The sequence below is a fragment of the Pseudomonas sp. URIL14HWK12:I5 genome, assembly GCF_900176445.1.
In the GTDB taxonomy this organism is placed as follows: domain Bacteria; phylum Pseudomonadota; class Gammaproteobacteria; order Pseudomonadales; family Pseudomonadaceae; genus Aquipseudomonas; species Aquipseudomonas monteilii.
Genome location: NZ_FWXQ01000006.1, coordinates 191,889 through 209,984 on the forward strand (window position 1 = coordinate 191,889; position 18,096 = coordinate 209,984).

Sequence of the window (18,096 nt, forward strand, 5' to 3'; positions counted from 1 at the left end):
CTGGTCCTGGACTATAGCAACAATCGGAAGCTCCATTTGAGCCGAGGTGTTCATGCAAAGCCGCCACGTCATTGAATTGTCGCCCTCGGGCAAAACGTTCGAAGCCAGCCACGAATTGCTGCTCGATGCCATGCTCGCCAGCGGCCTGCCGGTACCCTTCTCCTGCCGCCGAGGCGCCTGTGGCTCGTGCAAGGTCAAGGTGGTGTCGGGGCAGTATCACGACAAGCAGCGAGATGCGGACACACCGGCCCCCTCCTATCCCCTGGCTGCCGACGAGATGCTGCTGTGCCAGAGCCACGCCTGCAGCGACATGCGCCTGGAGATACCCGGCTGGTCACTGGATACCCCGGCACTGGAAGTCGGCGCCCAGGTGGTTGGCCAGCGCGCGCTGAGCACAGATATCGTCGAGCTCGTGCTGCAGCCTGCCCAGCCACTGGATGTTCGGGCTGGCCAGTATGTGCGGTTCCAGCTGGGCAATGGCGACAGCCGCTGTTTCTCCATTGCCAACCTGCCGGCCCTGGAACAGGGGCAACTGGTGTTTCACATTCGCAAGGTCAGCGGTGGCCTGTTCTCCGAAGGCGTGCTGCCCGCCCTGCAAGCAGGTGCTTCAGTAACGCTCGAAGGCCCACTGGGCGCGTGCACCTGGCAACACGAGGACCAACACCCGTTGGTGCTGTTCGCCACCGGCACAGGGTATGCCGGTATCAAGCCCCTGCTGCTGACTGCCTTGGCCCGCGATGCCGAGGTCACGCTGTATTGGGGCGGTTCATCGCAAGCGGATTTCTACGACCATGATTTTCTCGAACAGGCCAGCCGTGCGCACCCTCACTTTCGCTGGTACCCGATACGCTCGGACCAGGCGCAAGTGCAGCAGGCCGCGCTGGCCCACCCGCATCGCTGGGCCGATACCCAGGTCTACGCCTGCGGAAATGCCACAATGATCAGCCAGGCCCGCGAACACTGCATTGCCGCAGGCGTACACCCCCATCGTTTTGTCGCCGAAGCCTTCGTCGCCAGTGGCACACCGGCAGCGCAGGCCTCATCGGCCAGTACACTGCACCCAGAGCTGGAAAAGGTCGGCCCGCGCTATTCGCTGGACGGCATGCTTGCAGCCCGCGAGCAGTCGGTACGGGCCGTGGCCGCGATTGCCAGCCAACTGCAGGTCGGCATGACCACTGCCCAGGCGCTTGAGATGGCCGCACAAACCCTGCAGGCCATGGGCGCATCGCACACCTGGCACCCCACCTACATCCGCTTCGGTGATGACACCGTGCGTACCCCCCGGCAAGGTATTGATCTTCAACGCGTACTACGCACTACGGATATCGTCGTGGTCGACGTCGGCCCGGTCTGGGATGGCTACGAAGGTGACTATGGGGACACCTTCGTGTTCGGCGAGCACGCACTGCACCACGCCTGCGTCAAGGCATTGCATGACGTGTTCGACGAAACCCGTCAGGCCTGGGGGCGTGGGCTGACGGGGCGCGAACTGTATGACTTCGCCGAGCGCAGTGCCCAGGCCAAAGGCTGGCAGCTCGAGCGCAACCTGGCCGGGCACCGCATCGCCGATTTCCCCCATGTGCTTTATGGGCAGGACAAACTGGCCGAGATAGAGATCGTCCCTAGCGAGGTGGTATGGGTACTGGAAATACAGTTGTGCCACCCTACCGAACCCGTCGGGGCGTTTTTTGAAGACATCCTGATTGGCGAGGCCAGGCCAGTCGTGGCTACGGCAGCTTGAAACGACCGTCAGGAGGCAAGGTGCGCGTCAATCAGGCGCGCAACCCCTTCGGCATGCCTGTGGCCCAAGCCATGACCGGGCTGATCGAGTCTGCGCCAACGCAAGGCGCAATCTCAAGGGTTGTTGGCTCTGATGGGTTTAGACCTACTGAAGTGCCCAAATCAGCAGCGAACGCTATGCCTGCCAAGGGCGAAAGCGGACACGCGTGAACGGCTGCTTTCGACCCATAGTGGACATTCTAAAATGGAGTTCCCTTGCGGCCCAACGATCATTCAACCATGGATACCAGCGTTCATGAGCGCGGCGGTAATGAATGGTCCCTTTTTATCAAGATATTCAGCCATTCCACCAGTATTGCTCGACTCCAACTGAAGCTTCAGCGCTTCATACTGCTGGCGGATCGAGGCATCGCTCCTGAGCAAATCTCTGAACCCAAGCATCTGAGTGATCGAAATGTGGTCGCGGGAACAAACGTGGAGCTTGTGCGTGCGGATCCCATCCACATTTCGTCGGTAAAAATAATGCCCTTCCGATAGGTCACTTCCTCGAACATACCCCAAATCCTTTAACACCTCGTCTCGCGCCGAGACATTGCAATGATCGCGGACCTCGATGAGTACATCGATCTCGGGCTTCGCCGCGAGACCTGGAACAGAAGTGCTTCCAACGTGGTGTATGGCAACCAGTTCATCGCCAAAGGCCGAAGCGATGAGTGACTTGTCTGCCAGAAATTGGAGGGGCCATGCGGGGTTGTAGAGAGCGATCTTGCTGGTCAGTGCCATGTCCGTTCCTTGATGGCAAATACTTGAAGTAGCGAATTATCTCATCTTGCAGGTTGACGGGGACGATCAGCATTGAAAAATGACGGTAAAAGTCATCCAGGCGTTGTCGCACCTTTCGCATTAACGCTCAACCGAAATATCAGTGGCTCGCAGCCAATGTCCGCTATGGGTCGATAGCGGTCATTCACGACCGGCAGCTATCGACCCATAGCTGCCTTTCGCGCAAGACAGCTAAACCCACTGGGACGCTCTAACGTGGCCTTGGGATTTGAGATAGGAAGCTCATTGGAGCCTCGGTGCGAAGGCCTTCGTCTGCGAAATCAAAAACCGCCAATACCCCACACCATGCCAAGCATCGAGCTTGAATCCGACCTGCGCAAAAGTACCGATGTGCTGGAAACCCAGGCGCCGCCAATGCCGTTTTACTGAAGTTCTGTATCCGACATCAGGGTAACCATCGCCACGGCGTGCCCGGACAAGGTGTAAAAATCAGTTCACCCGGAGTGTGGGGCAACGATTTCAATGAGTAAGAATACGACATGCTCATGACCTCAAATAGACCGGATATTGACTCTCTTGGATAGTTCTTCCGCCGACTCTTTGCGCTCGGAGTAGCGATCTACCAAATAATCCTGGCGATCACGCAGCAGCAGCGTGAACTTGGTCAATTCCTCCATCACGTCGACCAGTCGATCGTAGAAAGAAGACGGCTTCATGCGCCCGGCCTCATCGAACTCCAGGAAGGCTTTCGGCACCGACGACTGGTTCGGGATGGTAAACATACGCATCCAGCGGCCAAGCACACGCAGTTGGTTCACCACGTTAAAAGACTGCGAGCCACCGCAAACCTGCATCACGGCGAGGGTCTTGCCCTGGGTCGGGCGGACGGCGCCCATGGCCAGCGGTACCCAATCGATCTGCGCCTTGAAGACAGCACTCATTGAGCCGTGCCGCTCGGGTGAGCACCACACCTGGCCCTCGGACCACTGCATCAGCGCGCGGAGTTCCAGCACCTTCTCGTGGGAGTCCGGAGCGTCATCCGGCAGCGGCAGGCCGGAAGGGTCGAAAATACGGGTTTCGGCGCCGAACTCTTCCAGCAGGCGCGCAGCTTCCTGGACCATCAAGCGGCTGAATGAGCGTTCGCGGGTCGATCCGTACAGCAGCAGGATGCGCGGTTTGTGTGTGGAAGGATCCTTCGGCGCCAGGCGCTCAAGCGACGGCAGATCAATCAGGTCTGGTTGGACATTTGGCAGGTGGTCGTTCATTTCGGTCTCCATCAATCCAGGGCCTACAGCGCGCCGATGCGGGCAAGTTCGGCTTTCAGTTCAGCTTGGCTCAGTTGCGAGAAAGGCAGCGCAATGAAGGCGCGCACGCGCTCATCGATCTTCGCCAGTGTGGTCTGGAAGGCTTCTTCGATTTCTGCCTCACTCCCGGTGACCGCCGAAGGGTCGGCCAGGCCCCAGTGGGCTTTGAGCGATGGACCGAAGAAGATCGGGCAGGCTTCGCCAGCAGCGCGGTCGCACACGGTGACAACGATGTCGGGAGGAGAGCTCTCGAAGGCATCCGAGGCCTTGCTTGAAAGACCAGCGGTGGGGATACCGGCGGCTTCCAAGGTTTTCAGTGCCCGCTCATTGACCTTGCCGCTTGGGAAGCTGCCCGAGCTCACAGCATCCATACCCTCGGGGGCCAGATGATTGAACAGCGCCTCGGACAGAATGCTGCGGCAGCTGTTGTGGGTGCACATGAACAAGACTTTCATCAGGTATCTCCGGTTCAAAAGCTCAGGCGGATGGCCAATGCGGCCAAGGTGGCAAGCAGGATCGGCAGCGTCAGGACGATGCCGGTGCGGAAGTAGTAACCCCAGGTGATGACGATGTTCTTGCGGGCCAGCACGTGCAGCCACAGCAAGGTGGCCAGGCTGCCGATGGGGGTGATTTTCGGACCGAGGTCACAGCCGATGACGTTGGCGTAGATCATGGCCTCGCGCACAATGCCGGTGGCTTCGGCAGAATGGATCGACAAGGCCCCTACCAGCACGGTGGGCATGTTGTTCATGACCGACGACAGGCCAGCGGCGAGCAGCCCCGTCCCGAGGGATGCGCCCCAGATCCCATAGCCGGCGAAGACATTGAGGATCTGCGTCAGGTACTCGGTGAGGCCGGCGTTACGCAGGCCATAGACCACGAGGTACATGCCAAGTGAGAACACCACGACCTGCCAAGGCGCGTCCTTGAGCACCTTACGGGTAGAAATAACGTGCCCGCGCGCGGCGATCAGGTAGAGGATCAGCGCACAGGCAGCAGCGATGGCGCTGATTGGTACACCCAGCGGCTCGATGGCGAAGAAGCCGACCAGCAACAGCGCAAGCACCCACCAGCCGGCAACGAACGTCGCCTTGTCGCGGATAGCGGCTTCGGGAGCCTTCAGTTGGTCGAGTTCATAGGTACGCGGCAGGTCCTTGCGGAAGAACCACAGCAGCATGCCCAACGTGGCGGCGATGCTGACCAGGTTCACCGGCACCATGACCGAGGCGTACTCGCTGAAGCCAATGCCAAAGTAGTCGGCGGAAACGATGTTCACCAGGTTGGATACCACCAGCGGCAAGCTCGCGGTATCGGCGATGAAGCCCGCCGCCATGACGAATGCCAGCGTCGCCGCCGGGGAGAAGCGCAGGGCCAGCAGCATGGCGATGACGATCGGGGTCAGGATCAGTGCCGCACCGTCGTTAGCGAACAGCGCCGAGACGGCGGCGCCCAGCAGGATGATGAAGGCGAACAGCTTGCGGCTGCTGCCATTGCCCCAGCGGGCCACGTGCAATGCCGCCCACTCGAAGAACCCCGCCTCATCCAGCAGCAGGCTGATGATGATGACGGCGATGAAAGTGGCGGTAGCGTTCCAGACGATCTGCCAGACCACGGGGATATCGGACAGGCTCACGACGCCCGCCAGCAGTGCCACGACGGCCCCCAGTGCGGCGCTCCAGCCCACGCCCAGGCCTTTGGGCTGCCAGATGACGAGAACGATCGTCACCAGGAAAATCAAAAATGCGATCAGCATGGCTACAACTCAATCAGCGAAGGGAAGTCTTAAGCACAGGCAACAGGGCTCTGCGGCCGCTCGCCCATTTCGGCAAGGCGCAATGCATCGGGGCTCAACCATTCCTGGTTGGCTTCGACAACGCCCTTCAGTATCGCGTCCACCCACTGCGGCAGTTCGGGGTGCAGTCGGTAGTACACCCACTGACCCTTGCGGCGATCCATCAGGATTCCAGCCTCGCGCAACTGGGCCAGGTGCCGGGAGATCTTCGGCTGGCTCAGTTCCAGCGCGTGGGTAAGTTCGCAGACACAGAGTTCGCCTTCACGGGCGATCAGCAGGGTCATCCGGGCCCGGGTGTCATCAGCTAGGCATTTGAAAACGATGGGGGGTGTCAGTGTTTCCCGCATGTGACCTCCTGGGAAATGCGTGTACGGCCAATATCTGGAAATCCGAATATATGACGATTCAGATATGCGGTAAAGCAGATATTTACAATCGACTCGCCTTACGGGACGTCATAAAAACCGGAAAATGCCCGCGCTCTGGGCCCTATACTGGCCGTCGACACCATCCCCAGACTCTCCAATGAACCAGCCTGATATCTCTGTCCGGTTGCTTGGTACCGATCAAATCCAAGGCCTGGCTGAGCATCTGACTGCAGCAGGCTTGCCGACCCAAGACCTTTTGCAGCCCGAAGGTGGGATATCACCGGACCCGCAAGCACCAGAGGCACCATGCCCAGCGGAACGGTTTTCTTCGGGTCGTGAATCTCGTGAGTCGCACCTCACCCATGAGGCAGACTCTGAAGGCTGAGACCTGTAGTAGCGGGTTTACCCGCTCCTGCAGGAATCGGGCCCTGTTTCAGGGCGATAGTGTTGCCCTTAGCCCATCTGCTGCCACAGGATCAGCAACCCAGGCACCCACGCGGTGAAGATCGCGCATACCAGGGTCATCACCGCCACCAGCCGCTGGATTTTCCTGGCCAAGGCCAACAACAGGAAAAAACTGAACCACAACACCGTCCACGCGGCCCAGTTCAGCACATCCCACACCTTCATCAGGCCCTCGGCGCCCGGGATGGAGCTGACTGTCACCACCAGCGCTGTCACGCTGACGAACAGGCAGAACCAGCCCAACCCGCGGCCATCGACCTGCAACAACTGGTTGGCGGCCACCCACAGGTAGGTAAAGGCGAACAGGATGGTCAAGGCACCCGCCTTGATGCCTTCGGCCGCCCCCACCACGAAAATCAGGTAGACCGCCACCAACAGGCTGAGCAACCCGAAAAACAGGTTGATCACCGCCACTTCACGGTCGGTGATACGCCCCATCAGCCAGATGCCGTTGATGAACAACACCGCACCCACATACAGCAGAACCAGTCCGTACAACATGGCAACCTCTTCTCATTCGAATTGTTCTAGGGTTTTTCTTGCCATTTCCAACATCGACAACCGCTGTTTCATTGCCTCTTTCGACAGGTAGGCATGGGCTTCAGGCTCCTGCCAGCCCTGAGCCGCCATCAGCAGGACCTTGGCCTTGTTGATGTCGGCCTGGTGTTCCAGGCGCTCCTGTAACTGGGCGTTTTTCTGCATCAAACGGGCGTGGGCTTCGCTATTCCTTCTGGCGCACACCAGCGCAGGCAGCACCTTGTGGCTGTCCAGCGGCAGCACGATCACGCCATGGCACCCCAGCTCCAGAATCTGCGAGAGGATGGTCGGGCTTTCGTACTCAACCAGCGCGACAGCGGTCAGGCGAACCCCGCCCTGGGCCAGCAGCTTGCCCAGTTCGCCATGGTGGCGCCCTTCGAACACCCCGCAAAACACCAGGTCGGTGTGGGTGTCGAACGCCTTGGGCGGTGGCCAGTACTGCTTTACCGAACAACCGATGCGCATCAGTTGCAACACCAGGGCATCGGTGATTTCACTGGGCGGGCAAACAATGCCGACATGCAGCTCACGCAGCGTATTCAGGATGTTCGAGGTGCTCATGAGGGGCCGCCTCCCGCCATGCTCGCCGTCCAGTCATCGAGGTTGTGCACTACCACATAGGGGTCGGGGCGGATAGCCACTGGCGACTGCCATTTGATGCAGATCTGCCCGCTCGCATCGATCTCGCCTATGCGCGCGAACAGGTGCGAATGGTTGTTCTGCTGCTCCACATGCACCCTGCCCTGGGGGCTGTCCAAGCTGGCGTGGTACAGGTGATTGCGGATCACCTCCACCTCCAGGCTGCCGGTGGCATTCACCGCCTGGCACAACATGCGCATCTGGCTGTAGGCGGCCTCGGCCCAGGCGGTGATGCGCACATCAGCAGGGAAAAACGCCCGACACGCGCTGACGAACGCGTGGCTTTGTGGCGAGTCGACACTGGTGAAATACGGCGCCACGACGATGTTGCCACAGGCCACCTTGGCGCCCATCTCGGCGATTTCGGCCTCACTGGTGGTCAGGCTGGCAATGGGCGGCCGAGGACCATTACCGTAACGCTGCGCCAATGCCTGATAGAAACTTGCCGTACCCGTACCGACCACGGTCGAGAACACCACATCCGGGGCAGCGCGAACCACCCGCTCCACCACCTGGGCCAGGTCATCGGCCGAGGGGTACAGTGGCATGTAAGCCTCCTCCACCACTTCGCCGCCATGCTGCTTGTACAGGTGGCGCATGACGTGGTTGCTTTCCCGCGGGTAGATGTAGTCCGAGCCGACGAAGGCGACCCTGGCACCATAATGGCGGGTCAGGTAGGCCGCCAGCGGCGCGCTGTTCTGGTTGGGTGCCGGCCCGCCGTAGATGATGTTGGGCGAGTACTCGAAACCCTCGTAAGGCGTGGGATAGAACAGCAAGCCATCCGCGCGCTCGACCACCGGCATCACGGCTTTGCGGGTATGCGACATGTAGCAGCCGAGCATCAGGCGCACGCCGTGGTTGCGCACATAGTCGTCGCACAGGTCGCGGTACCGGTCCGGGTCGCCCCCGGGGTCACCGACCAGGGTCAGCACCGGCTGGCCAAGTACACCGCCTTCGCGGTTCACCTGTTCTGCCGCCAGCAACGCACCGCAGCGCTGCGAGCGCTCGATGGCTGCAGTAACGCCGCTTTCGGCGAACAGCAAGCCCACCTTCAATTGCCTGTCTTGTCTACTCATCACACTGTCCTGTGGCAGCCATCATGTAGGCACCGAAAAACGGATACGCCCGCGCTCGAGGTGCCCGGCCACCGTGATGCAGGCCACTTCGGCCCGGCAGGGGATGCGGTTGCCGAGCAGGTACTCGGCCAGCGGCACCTCCAGTTCGTGGCGGATGAACCGCTTGAGTGCACGGGCGCCGAACTCCACGTCATGCCCTTCGCTGGCCAGCTTGCCGACCACTGCCGCATCCAGTTGCAGGCGGCAGTGATGCTTGGCCAGACGCCGGTTCAGGCGCGACACTTCAAGCTCGACGATGCGCTCGCTCACTTCCTGTTCGATGGCGTTGAACACCACGGTGCTGTCGATGCGGTTGACGAACTCGGCAGAAAAACGCTTCACCAGGCGTCGCCGCACAACGGCCAGCAAACGCTCCCGTTGCCCTGCCCGCTGCCCCAGCAAACGCCGCAGCGATGCCAGTGGGCCAAGCCGGTGCTGGCGTATTTCGTCTGCCGCCAGGTTGCTGGTCATGAACACCAGGGTATTGCGGAAATTGAAGCTCTTTTCCCCGGAAGCCAAGCGCAGCAGGCCATTGTCGAACACATTGAGCAGCGCCTGGGACACCTCCTTGCTGGCCTTTTCCAGCTCATCGAACAGCACGATCCCCGGGCGCCCCTGGCTGCCGTCGAGCAGCGCCTGGTCGAACAGCGTGCGGCCCTCCTTGGCGCCAGCATAGCCCGGCGGCGCACCGGTCAGGGCAGCGGCGTAGTGCTCCTGGGCCAGCGTGTTCATGTCGACCCGGCAGAAGGCATCGGCATCACCGTGCAGTGCGCGGGCCAGGGCGCGCACGATCTCGGTCTTGCCAACCCCGGTCGGGCCGAGGAACAACGCCGTGAACAGTGGCCGGCGCGGGTCGAGAATATCCGCCCGCACCACCGTGAGCACATCTTCGATGGCCTGCAGGGCTTCGTCCTGGCCCAGTACTTCGCTGCGTAACACCTGCATGATAGCGGCGACATCGAAGCGGAATCGCGACTGCAGGGTGTCTTCGCTACGCAGGTGGGTTTCGACGATTGTCAGCGTGTGACAGTTTTCGGCATTCAGTGCAGCGCTGGAGGACGCGTCGCGGCGCGTCTGCTCCAGCAGGTCGTTCAAGAACGGCATGGTCTTCCCCTCAACGGTGAAACAGCGTGCCCGCAGGCACGCCGGGCACGCCCTTTAGCGGGCTTCCTTTTCCTTCGCGTCGTAGGGAAGGTTGCCAACCGGGCACTGCGCCACCCCCGAGGTGCGCCGGGTAATGGCCTCGACATTTTCGCGGGCCTTCTCGGCATCCAGCACCCAGGTGCGGTAGAAGTCGAACGGGCATTCGGCGATGCCACGGTCACCGTCGCCGGACAAATGCATGCCGCTGTAACCGCGGTGCAGAATCTTGTACAGGTGGTTTTGTGACTGGTCGTTCTGCCGCGCATCGCGAATCTGCGAGATCGACAGCTGGGCGTACTGAATGCCCATTTCCTCTTCACCACACTCGCCCAGGGTGCGGCCATCGAAACCGATGATCGCCGAGTGGCCGAAGTAGGAATACACACCATCGAAGCCGGCGGCGTTGGCCACTGCCACGTAGCAGTTGTTGGCCCAGGCCATGGCTTTGGCCATCAGCACCTGCTGGTCCTTGGCCGGGTACATGTAGCCCTGGCAACGCACGATCAGCTCGGCGCCTTTCATGGCGCAGTCGCGCCAGATTTCCGGGTAGTTGCCGTCATCGCAGATGATCATGCTGATTTTCAAGCCCTTGGGGCCATCGGCAACGTAGGTCTGGCCGCCGGGGTACCAGCCTTCGATCGGGCACCAAGGGATGATCTTGCGGTACTTCTGCACGATCTCGCCGTTGTTGTCGATCAGCACCAGGGTGTTGTAGGGCGACTTGCGCGGGTGCTCTTCATGGCGTTCGCCGGTCAGCGAGAACACGCCCCAGACATTGGCCTTGCGGCAGGCCTGGGCGAACACTTCGGTTTCCACGCCGGGTACGGCCACGGCGGTTTCCATCATTTCTGCCGGGTCGTACATGATGCCCTGCAGGCTGTACTCCGGGAAAATCACCAGGTCCATGCCCGGCAACCCCTGCTTCATGCCGACAATGATGTCGGCGATCTTCCTCGCGTTTTCGAGCACTTCATCGCGGGTATGCAGGCGCGGCATCTTGTAGTTGACCACGGCCACACCGACGGTGTCGTTGCTGCTGGAAATATCACCATGACGCATGTTGAACACCTCTTGTTGTTATTTTTCAGGGACGACAAAAAGCCCTCTCCGCATGCGGAGAGAGCTCATTTGCTCTTGGGGTTCGGGGTGGAGGCAGCGGCATCGCCATTGATGCGCAGCTCCTGACAACCAACGGTATATGCCGGGTGTGGCGGCTTGTCAACCCGGCAACAGCTGCTGCCTCTTCAGGCGCCGAGTGAGCCCAGCACGCGTTGTAGCCTGTCCCGGGTCGTATCCGTGCACGCTTGCATCGGCTCGCGCAGCTCGTCTGCCATCAGGTTTTGCAACTGCAACGCTGCCTTCACCACCGTCGGGTTGGGCTCGGCAAACGCCAGCTTGATCCAGGGCAGCAACTGGTAGAACGTGCCACGCGCTGCCACCCAGTCACCGCTGTCGACCTGCTGCTGCATGCGCACATACAGGTCGGCGCGCACGTGCGCGGAGGCTGAAATGGCCCCGGCCCCCCCCAGGCACAGGTTGTTGAAGATCTGCAGGTCTTCACCGGCCAGCACCTGGGCATGGCCATCCTCGATCAGGGACAGGGTGGTCTCGCTGTCGCCGCTGCAATCCTTGACCGCTGCAATGCGCGGGTGGCGCACGATTCGGCGCAGGGTTTCACGCTCGATGCGCACGCCCGTGCGATAGGGAATGTCGTATACGATCACCGGCACGCGGGCGGCATCGGCCACAGTGGCGAAGAAGGCTTCGAGACCGGCCTGCGAAGGGCGGATGTAGCACGGTGCGGGGACTAGCAACCCGCCAATGTCACGCTGCTGGACTTCAGCCTGAAACGCTAGCAGCTCACGCAGGTTGTAACCCGACAGGCCCATCACCACCCTGCCCGGCTCCACCCAGGCCAGCACCGCATCCAGCACCGCCAGCTGCTCGGCCTTGGACAGTGCCGCCGCCTCACCCGTGGTACCGCACACCACAAAACCGGCCACGCCGTCCTCGAGCAGCTTCTTCACCAGCTTTTCCAAGGCGGCAAAGTCGATTTCATTGGCGCGCATTGGCGTGACGAGGGCGATCCAGATACCACGGAAATTCGACATGCAAAAACTCCTGATGTTGACCGAAAGTCAGCGTCAGAGGGTGAAGAGTCGAAGTGGTCTGGCAGGGATACCTGGCGCCTTCTGTCTCGTCAGCCCACCTGACGAGACAGCGCGCCTCGGTCAGATGAGCGGCTGTTTCTTGGATTTCTTGGCAACGGCAACGCACGCGCATGCCTGGGCAATGAAGCCCGAAGCGAAGATGGCGTGGTTGGACATGGACATGGGGGAAAGCCCGTTGCGTGGATTAGGCTGGATAATGGTGGAGCGACACGCGGGGTGTCAACCCTCGACCTTGCTGCAGCGTCGCAAAGCTCGAAGCCGGCTCAGTGCAGAAGCCTGAACTTTCGTTCACCGTGCATACAGCGACATTTCGGGCGATGACTTGATGAGAAAAGGTTATGCCGGCAGGCGAATGCCTGGATGTGCGGTATGGTTACCCGGTAAGCAAAACCTGATTTGCGGAGACCCACATGTTTCGTGTTTTTGAACGCTGGCTCGACCCCTTCCCCCCTGACGAAGTGCCGCCACCCCCGGTGGGCCTGCTGCGCTTCATGTGGGCCTGCACCCGGGGCGCCCGTGGCTATATCCTTGCCCTGGCCCTGCTCAGTGCCGGGGTATCGGTTTACGAAGCCTGGCTGTTTGCCTTCCTCGGCCAGGTGGTTGACCTGCTATCGAACTGGCAGGCCGGGGGCGCCGTAGGTGCTGAGGAAAGCCGCGTGTTGTGGGGCATCGGTATCGTCCTGGTGGCCAGCATCGGGCTGGTGGCAATGCGTACCATGGTTCAGCACCAAGTGCTGGCGATCAACTTGCCGCTGCGGTTGCGCTGGGACTTTCACCGGCTGATGCTGCGCCAGAGCTTGTCGTTCTTCTCTGACGAGTTTTCGGGCCGGGTCACTACCAAAGTGATGCAGACAGCCTTGGCGGTACGCGAGGTGCTGTTCACCGTCATCGAAATACTGCCCGGTATCGGCGTGTATTTCATTGCAATCATCGCCCTGGCGGGTGGTTTTGCCCTGAAGCTGATGCTGCCGTTCATTGCCTGGCTGGCTCTGTTCGGGCTGGCGATGCTGTACTTCGTGCCGCGCCTGGGCAAGGTCGGGCAGGAACAGGCCAACGCGCGGTCGTCGATGACCGGGCGGGTTTCCGATGCCTACACCAACATCACGACGGTAAAGCTGTTCTCGCACTCCAGGCGCGAAGCGCACTTCGCCCGTGCGGCCATGGAGGACTTCAAGCAGACCGGCTTTCGCCAGATGCGCCTGGTCAGCCAGTTCGAAATCGTCAACCAGGCGCTGGTGGTGGGCTTGATCTTCGGCTCCGGCGGCTATGCGCTGTGGCTGTGGCACCAAGGCCAGGTCGGCACCGGTGCAGTCGCGGCAATCACCGCCATGGCCCTGCGTATCAACGGGATGTCGCACTGGATCATGTGGCAGATGACCTCGTTGTTCGAGAGCATCGGCACCGTGCAGGACGGCATGGCCACCCTCACCCGCGGCCCCAAGGTGCAGGATGCAACCGATGCAGGCGAACTGGTGACCCAGGGCGGCGCAGTGACGTTCGACAAGGTCAGCTTCAACTACAACGGCGAGCGCCAGGTGTTGAACGACCTGAGCCTGCACATTCGCCCAGGCGAAAAGGTCGGGCTGGTCGGCCGCTCAGGCGCAGGCAAATCCACCTTGATCAACTTGCTGCTGCGCTTCTATGACGTGGACAGCGGTGTCATCCGCATTGATGGGCAGGACGTCGCCAAGGTCACCCAGGACAGCCTGCGCAGCGCCATCGGCATGGTCACACAAGACACTTCGCTGTTACACCGCTCGATCCGCGACAACATCGCCTACGGCCGCCCGGATGCCACCGAAGCGCAGATCCGCGCTGCTGCGGTCAATGCCCAGGCCGATGGGTTCATCAGCCAGCTCAGTGACCGCCAAGGCCGCAGTGGCTACGACACACTGGTGGGTGAACGCGGTATCAAGCTGTCCGGCGGTCAGCGCCAGCGCATCGCCATTGCCCGAGTGATGCTGAAGAACGCACCGATCCTGCTGCTGGACGAAGCCACCAGCGCGCTGGACTCGGAAGTGGAAGTGGCCATTCAGGAAAGCCTGGATGAAATGATGCAAGGCAAAACCGTCATCGCCATCGCCCACCGGCTGTCGACGATTGCGGCCATGGACCGTCTGATCGTGATGGATGAAGGCCGCATCATCGAGCAAGGTACCCACGCTGAGTTGCTGGCGAAAAAGGGCACCTATGCCCGGCTGTGGCAACACCAGAGCGGCGGGTTCCTGGGTGAGGACCAAGGAGTGGCCGAGGCGGTGGAATAGGCCTTAGCCAAACACATGCGAGGGGCGGCGCAGCACCGGGTCGAACGGGTTCACCCGCTCGCCGATCGCCGCCGCCTCACGCTTGAGCAAGGCCACCACAGTCGGCATGCGGTTAGGCCCAAGGCGGTCGCTGATGGTCGCCACGCTCAGCGCAGCCACAGCGTGGCCGTTGCGGTCGAGAATCGGCACAGCCAGGCCGGCCATGCCGTCGAGTACCCCGGTATTGCGCCCGGCATACCCGAGGCTGCGCACATTGTCGATTTCGGCGCGCAGCAGCACTTCGTCGTAATGGTGAAAATCCTTGAGCCGCGGCAGGTTGTAACGGATCACCTCGTCACGTTCTTCCTCAGGCAGGAAAGCCAGAATGGCCAGGCTGCCCTGCCCCACGCCCAACGCCACACGGCCGCCGATGTCGCCGGTAAAGGTGCGGATCGGGTAAGGCCCTTCGCTGCGGTCCAGGCACACGGCGTCAAACCCCGAACGCGCCAGCAGAAACAGCGAATCCCCCAGCGAAGCCGACAGCCGCAACAGGCTGGGGCGCACCACATCGCGCAAATTGCCGGCCTGCCCGGCCTTGGCCGCCAGGGCAAAGAAATCCAGGCTCAGGCGGTAGCGCTTGCTGGTCGCACACTGGTCGACCATGCCCTCTTCGATCAGGCTGCGCAGTAGCCGGTGTGTGGTGGGCTGTGCCAGGCCAACCCGCTGGGCCAGCTGGCTGACCTTCTCGCCCTCGCCACCGCAATCACCCAGCGCACGCAACACGGCGAACAAACGGGACACGGCACTGACACCCACTTCCCTGGCTTTCTCATTTCGTTTATCGGAATCCATTTTTCGCTAAAACCTTTCAAATTTCATTGAGTGGAATAATTTCAAAATAGCTGTCACTCAGTGAAATTACCCTTTGTCGCCATCCTAATCATTGCCCTACTCTCCGGTCCATAGGGCGATATCACAACATCGGCCGCCGCCACAGAAGCGAGCGCCAACGTCCGTAAAAGCATTGCTTTTCGCCGCTGGCGCTCTGCCCACCCTGAAACTGCCGGTTCATCCCGGTTCCGTTTGCGATGGAGCACAGCCATGACCTTTCTGTTGATCGACAAACTCTGCAAGCGCTATGGCGCCACGGAGGCCGTGGCCAGTTCGTCACTGGCCATCGAAAAAGGCGAGTTTGTCTCCCTGCTCGGCCCTTCCGGCTGCGGCAAGACCACCACCCTGCAGATGATTGCCGGCTTCGTCGAGGTCACCAGTGGCCGCATCGTGCTCGATGGCCGCGACATCACCCACGCCAAACCAGCCAGCCGCGGCCTGGGCGTGGTGTTCCAGAGCTACGCGCTGTTCCCGCACATGACCGTGCGCGACAACGTTGCCTTTGGCCTGCGCATGCGCAAGGTAGGCAATGCCGACATCGCCCGCCGCGTGGACCAGGCGCTGGCGCTGGTGCGCCTGGACAAGCATGCCGACCGCTACCCACGGGAATTGTCCGGCGGCCAGCGCCAGCGCGTGGCACTGGCACGCGCGCTGGTGATCGAACCGCCCGTGCTGCTGCTGGACGAGCCGCTGTCCAACCTGGACGCACACCTGCGTGAAGAAATGCAGTTCGAGATCTGCCGTATCCAGAATGAAGTCGGCATTACCACGTTGATGGTCACCCACGACCAGGCCGAAGCCTTGTCGATCAGCGACCGGGTGGTGGTGATGGAAGCCGGGCGCATCACCCAGGTCGATGACCCTTACCGTCTCTACGAACACCCGGGCACACCGTTCATTTCCGACTTTGTCGGCAAGGCCAACCGCCTGCGTGGTGTCACCGGCCCCGGCGGCCAACCGCAGGCAGCGCCCCAGGGGCCGCTCACCCTCAGCCTGCGCCCGGAAAAGATCAGCCTCGGCCCGGCGGGCAGCGGCAAACTGGCAGGGCGCATCAGCTGCCGCTACTTCCTCGGCAGCCAGTGGCTGTACCGCGTTGATACTGCCCTGGGCAACCTGGCCGTGGTCCGCGCCAACGATGGCAGCGCGCCGCTGGACGAAGGTGCGCCGGTTGGCCTGGACTGGAACGATGCCCTGCTGCGGGTGCTGAATGCGGCCGAGGTGGCGGCATGAGTACGGCAAAACTGCGCAACAATGCCTGGGGCTACGGCCTGAGCAGCCCGGCCCTGCTGTTGTTCCTGGCCTTGCTGGTGATGCCGCTGGGGCTGACCGTGCTGCTGTCGTTCAACGCGTTCGACTACACCAGCGGCATCCAGGCCGGCCAGTACACCCTCAGCCATTACCTGAGCCTGGTGACCGACACCTATTACTACGAGATTTTCTTCCGCACCTTCTGGATCAGCGCCCTGGTCACCTTGCTGTGCGTGCTGATCGGCATCCCCGAGGCCATGGTGCTTAGCCGCATGGGCGCGCCGTGGCGCTCGATCTTTCTGATCCTGGTGCTGACCCCGCTGCTGATTTCGGTGGTGGTGCGCGCCTTCGGCTGGAGCCTGCTGCTGGGCTCTGACGGCCTGATCAACCAAGGCATCAGCGCCCTCGGTGGGCAGCCGGTAAAGCTGTTGTACACCCCGTTCGCGGTGATCATCGGCCTGGTCCACGTGATGCTGCCGTTCATGATCATCCCGGTATGGACCTCGTTGCAGAAGCTCGACCCGGCCGCCGAACAGGCTGCACTGTCGCTGGGCGCCAGCCAGTGGACGGTGTTCCGCCGCATCGTGCTGCCACAGATCATGCCGGGCGTGCTGTCGGGCACGCTGATCGTGTTCGGCCTGGCGGCCAGCTCGTTCGCCATCCCCGGGCTGCTGGGCGGGCGCCGACTGAAGATGGTCGCCACCATGATTTACGACCAGTACCTGGCCGAACTGAACTGGCCGATGGGCGCCACCATCGCGGTCGCCCTGCTGCTGATCAACCTGCTGGTGATGCTCAGCTGGAACCGGCTGGTGGAACGCCGCTACAAACGCGCACTTGGAGTTTGAACCCATGACCCGTAACGGCCCGCTGGCCCTGTCTTTTCACGCCCTGGTGATGCTGTTCATGCTCGCCCCGCTGGTGGTGGTGTGCCTGGTGGCATTCACCCCGGAAAACACCCTGAGCCTGCCCACCGCCGGCTTCTCGCTGCGCTGGTTCAGCGCCGTGTTCGAGCGCGCCGACTTCCTTGACGCGTTCTACAACAGCCTGAAACTCGCCGCCCTGGCGGCCTCGCTGGCCACCCTGATCGCCGTACCCGCTGGCCTGGCGCTGACCCGCTACAGCTTCCCGGGCCAGGGCTTTGTCAACGGGCTGCTGCTGTCACCCATCATCATCCCGCACCTGGTGCTGGGTGTAGCCCTGCTGCGGCTGTTCGCCTTGCTTGGGGTCAATGGCAGCTTCGCCTGGCTGGTGTTTGCCCATGTGGTGGTCATTACACCCTACGTGCTGCGCCTGGTGCTGGCTGCCGCCATTGGCATCGACCGCAGCGCCGAGCAGGCCGCACAGAGCCTGGGCGCAGGCCGCGTCACGCTGTTCTGCAAAGTGACCCTGCCGATGATCTTGCCGGGGGTGGCCGGTGGCTGGCTGCTGGCGTTCATCAACAGCTTCGACGAAGTCACGCTGTCGATCTTCGTCACCTCACCCGCCACGCAGACTCTGCCCGTGCGCATGTACGTGTACGCCACCGAATCGATCGACCCGATGATGGCCGCCGTTTCGGCACTGGTGATCGCCGTCACCGCCCTGACCATGGTCGCCCTGGACCGGGTTTACGGCCTGGACCGCGTCCTGGTGGGCAAGCAATGACAAGGAATGC

The 18,096-nt window shown here is 61.7% G+C and carries 18 protein-coding genes; 6 read left to right on the forward strand and 12 right to left on the reverse strand.

Annotation, left to right across the window (positions count from 1 at the left end):
* Window positions 1-52: 52 nt before the first annotated feature.
* A complete protein-coding gene (locus B9A31_RS15685; protein ID WP_025753210.1) occupies window positions 53-1,741 on the forward strand; it encodes an NAD(P)H dependent flavin oxidoreductase family protein in 1,689 nt (562 codons plus the stop codon).
* 272 nt (window positions 1,742-2,013) lie between these two features.
* On the opposite strand, the gene B9A31_RS15690 is transcribed toward B9A31_RS15685, so the two are convergent.
* The 11 genes from B9A31_RS15690 to dapA form a co-directional block, all read right to left on the reverse strand.
* Window positions 2,014-2,523 (reverse strand): GrpB family protein, encoded by a 510-nt coding sequence (locus B9A31_RS15690; RefSeq protein ID WP_019097707.1) that lies wholly within the window; start codon window positions 2,521-2,523, stop codon window positions 2,014-2,016.
* A gap of 551 nt (window positions 2,524-3,074) precedes the next feature.
* On the reverse strand, window positions 3,075-3,788 hold the full coding sequence (gene arsH, locus B9A31_RS15705; RefSeq protein ID WP_025753211.1) for an arsenical resistance protein ArsH: 714 nt from the start codon (window positions 3,786-3,788) through the stop codon (window positions 3,075-3,077).
* A gap of 23 nt (window positions 3,789-3,811) precedes the next feature.
* Window positions 3,812-4,282, reverse strand: coding sequence for an arsenate reductase ArsC (locus B9A31_RS15710; RefSeq protein ID WP_019099352.1), 471 nt, complete (start codon window positions 4,280-4,282; stop codon window positions 3,812-3,814).
* Between the two features lie 14 nt (window positions 4,283-4,296).
* A complete protein-coding gene (locus tag B9A31_RS15715; protein WP_019099351.1) occupies window positions 4,297-5,580 on the reverse strand; it encodes an arsenic transporter in 1,284 nt (427 codons plus the stop codon).
* 29 nt (window positions 5,581-5,609) lie between these two features.
* Window positions 5,610-5,966, reverse strand: a complete 357-nt coding sequence (locus tag B9A31_RS15720) for a metalloregulator ArsR/SmtB family transcription factor (RefSeq protein ID WP_025753212.1) — start codon at window positions 5,964-5,966, stop codon at window positions 5,610-5,612.
* A gap of 474 nt (window positions 5,967-6,440) precedes the next feature.
* Entirely contained in the window at window positions 6,441-6,953 is a 513-nt protein-coding gene (locus B9A31_RS15725) for an AmiS/UreI family transporter (RefSeq protein ID WP_084297130.1), read from the reverse strand.
* A gap of 12 nt (window positions 6,954-6,965) precedes the next feature.
* A complete protein-coding gene (locus B9A31_RS15730) occupies window positions 6,966-7,550 on the reverse strand; it encodes an ANTAR domain-containing response regulator (protein ID WP_019099349.1) in 585 nt (194 codons plus the stop codon).
* Complete coding sequence (locus B9A31_RS15735) at window positions 7,547-8,704, reverse strand: transporter substrate-binding domain-containing protein (RefSeq protein ID WP_084297131.1); 1,158 nt, start codon at window positions 8,702-8,704, stop codon at window positions 7,547-7,549. The genes B9A31_RS15730 and B9A31_RS15735 overlap by 4 nt, the downstream gene beginning before the upstream one ends.
* Window positions 8,705-8,725: 21 nt before the next feature.
* On the reverse strand, window positions 8,726-9,847 hold the full coding sequence (locus tag B9A31_RS15740; protein WP_019099347.1) for an AAA family ATPase: 1,122 nt from the start codon (window positions 9,845-9,847) through the stop codon (window positions 8,726-8,728).
* Between the two features lie 54 nt (window positions 9,848-9,901).
* Entirely contained in the window at window positions 9,902-10,945 is a 1,044-nt protein-coding gene (locus tag B9A31_RS15745; protein ID WP_027609037.1) for an aliphatic amidase, read from the reverse strand.
* Window positions 10,946-11,130: 185 nt separating this feature from the next.
* Entirely contained in the window at window positions 11,131-11,997 is an 867-nt protein-coding gene (gene dapA, locus B9A31_RS15750) for a 4-hydroxy-tetrahydrodipicolinate synthase (protein WP_084297132.1), read from the reverse strand.
* On the opposite strand from dapA, the gene B9A31_RS27320 reads away from it, so the two are divergent.
* Window positions 11,996-12,337 (forward strand): hypothetical protein, encoded by a 342-nt coding sequence (locus B9A31_RS27320; protein WP_178092347.1) that lies wholly within the window; start codon window positions 11,996-11,998, stop codon window positions 12,335-12,337. The two genes, dapA and B9A31_RS27320, sit on opposite strands and share 2 nt — an antisense overlap.
* 130 nt (window positions 12,338-12,467) lie before the next feature.
* Window positions 12,468-14,321, forward strand: a complete 1,854-nt coding sequence (locus B9A31_RS15755; RefSeq protein ID WP_019099342.1) for an ABC transporter ATP-binding protein — start codon at window positions 12,468-12,470, stop codon at window positions 14,319-14,321.
* Between the two features lie 3 nt (window positions 14,322-14,324).
* Here the strand turns inward: B9A31_RS15755 and B9A31_RS15760 are convergent, their stop codons facing one another.
* Window positions 14,325-15,152 carry an IclR family transcriptional regulator gene (locus B9A31_RS15760; protein ID WP_026020493.1) on the reverse strand — a complete coding sequence of 276 codons (828 nt, stop codon included), beginning with the start codon at window positions 15,150-15,152 and terminating at the stop codon, window positions 14,325-14,327.
* A gap of 249 nt (window positions 15,153-15,401) precedes the next feature.
* On the opposite strand from B9A31_RS15760, the gene B9A31_RS15765 reads away from it, so the two are divergent.
* From B9A31_RS15765 to B9A31_RS15775, 3 genes are read left to right on the forward strand one after another with little or no spacing between them, the layout of a single operon-like run.
* Complete coding sequence (locus tag B9A31_RS15765; protein WP_019099340.1) at window positions 15,402-16,421, forward strand: ABC transporter ATP-binding protein; 1,020 nt, start codon at window positions 15,402-15,404, stop codon at window positions 16,419-16,421.
* Window positions 16,418-17,287, forward strand: coding sequence for an ABC transporter permease (locus B9A31_RS15770; protein ID WP_019099339.1), 870 nt, complete (start codon window positions 16,418-16,420; stop codon window positions 17,285-17,287). The genes B9A31_RS15765 and B9A31_RS15770 overlap by 4 nt, the downstream gene beginning before the upstream one ends.
* A gap of 4 nt (window positions 17,288-17,291) precedes the next feature.
* Window positions 17,292-18,086 (forward strand): ABC transporter permease, encoded by a 795-nt coding sequence (locus B9A31_RS15775; RefSeq protein ID WP_016714351.1) that lies wholly within the window; start codon window positions 17,292-17,294, stop codon window positions 18,084-18,086.
* Window positions 18,087-18,096: the final 10 nt, after the last annotated feature.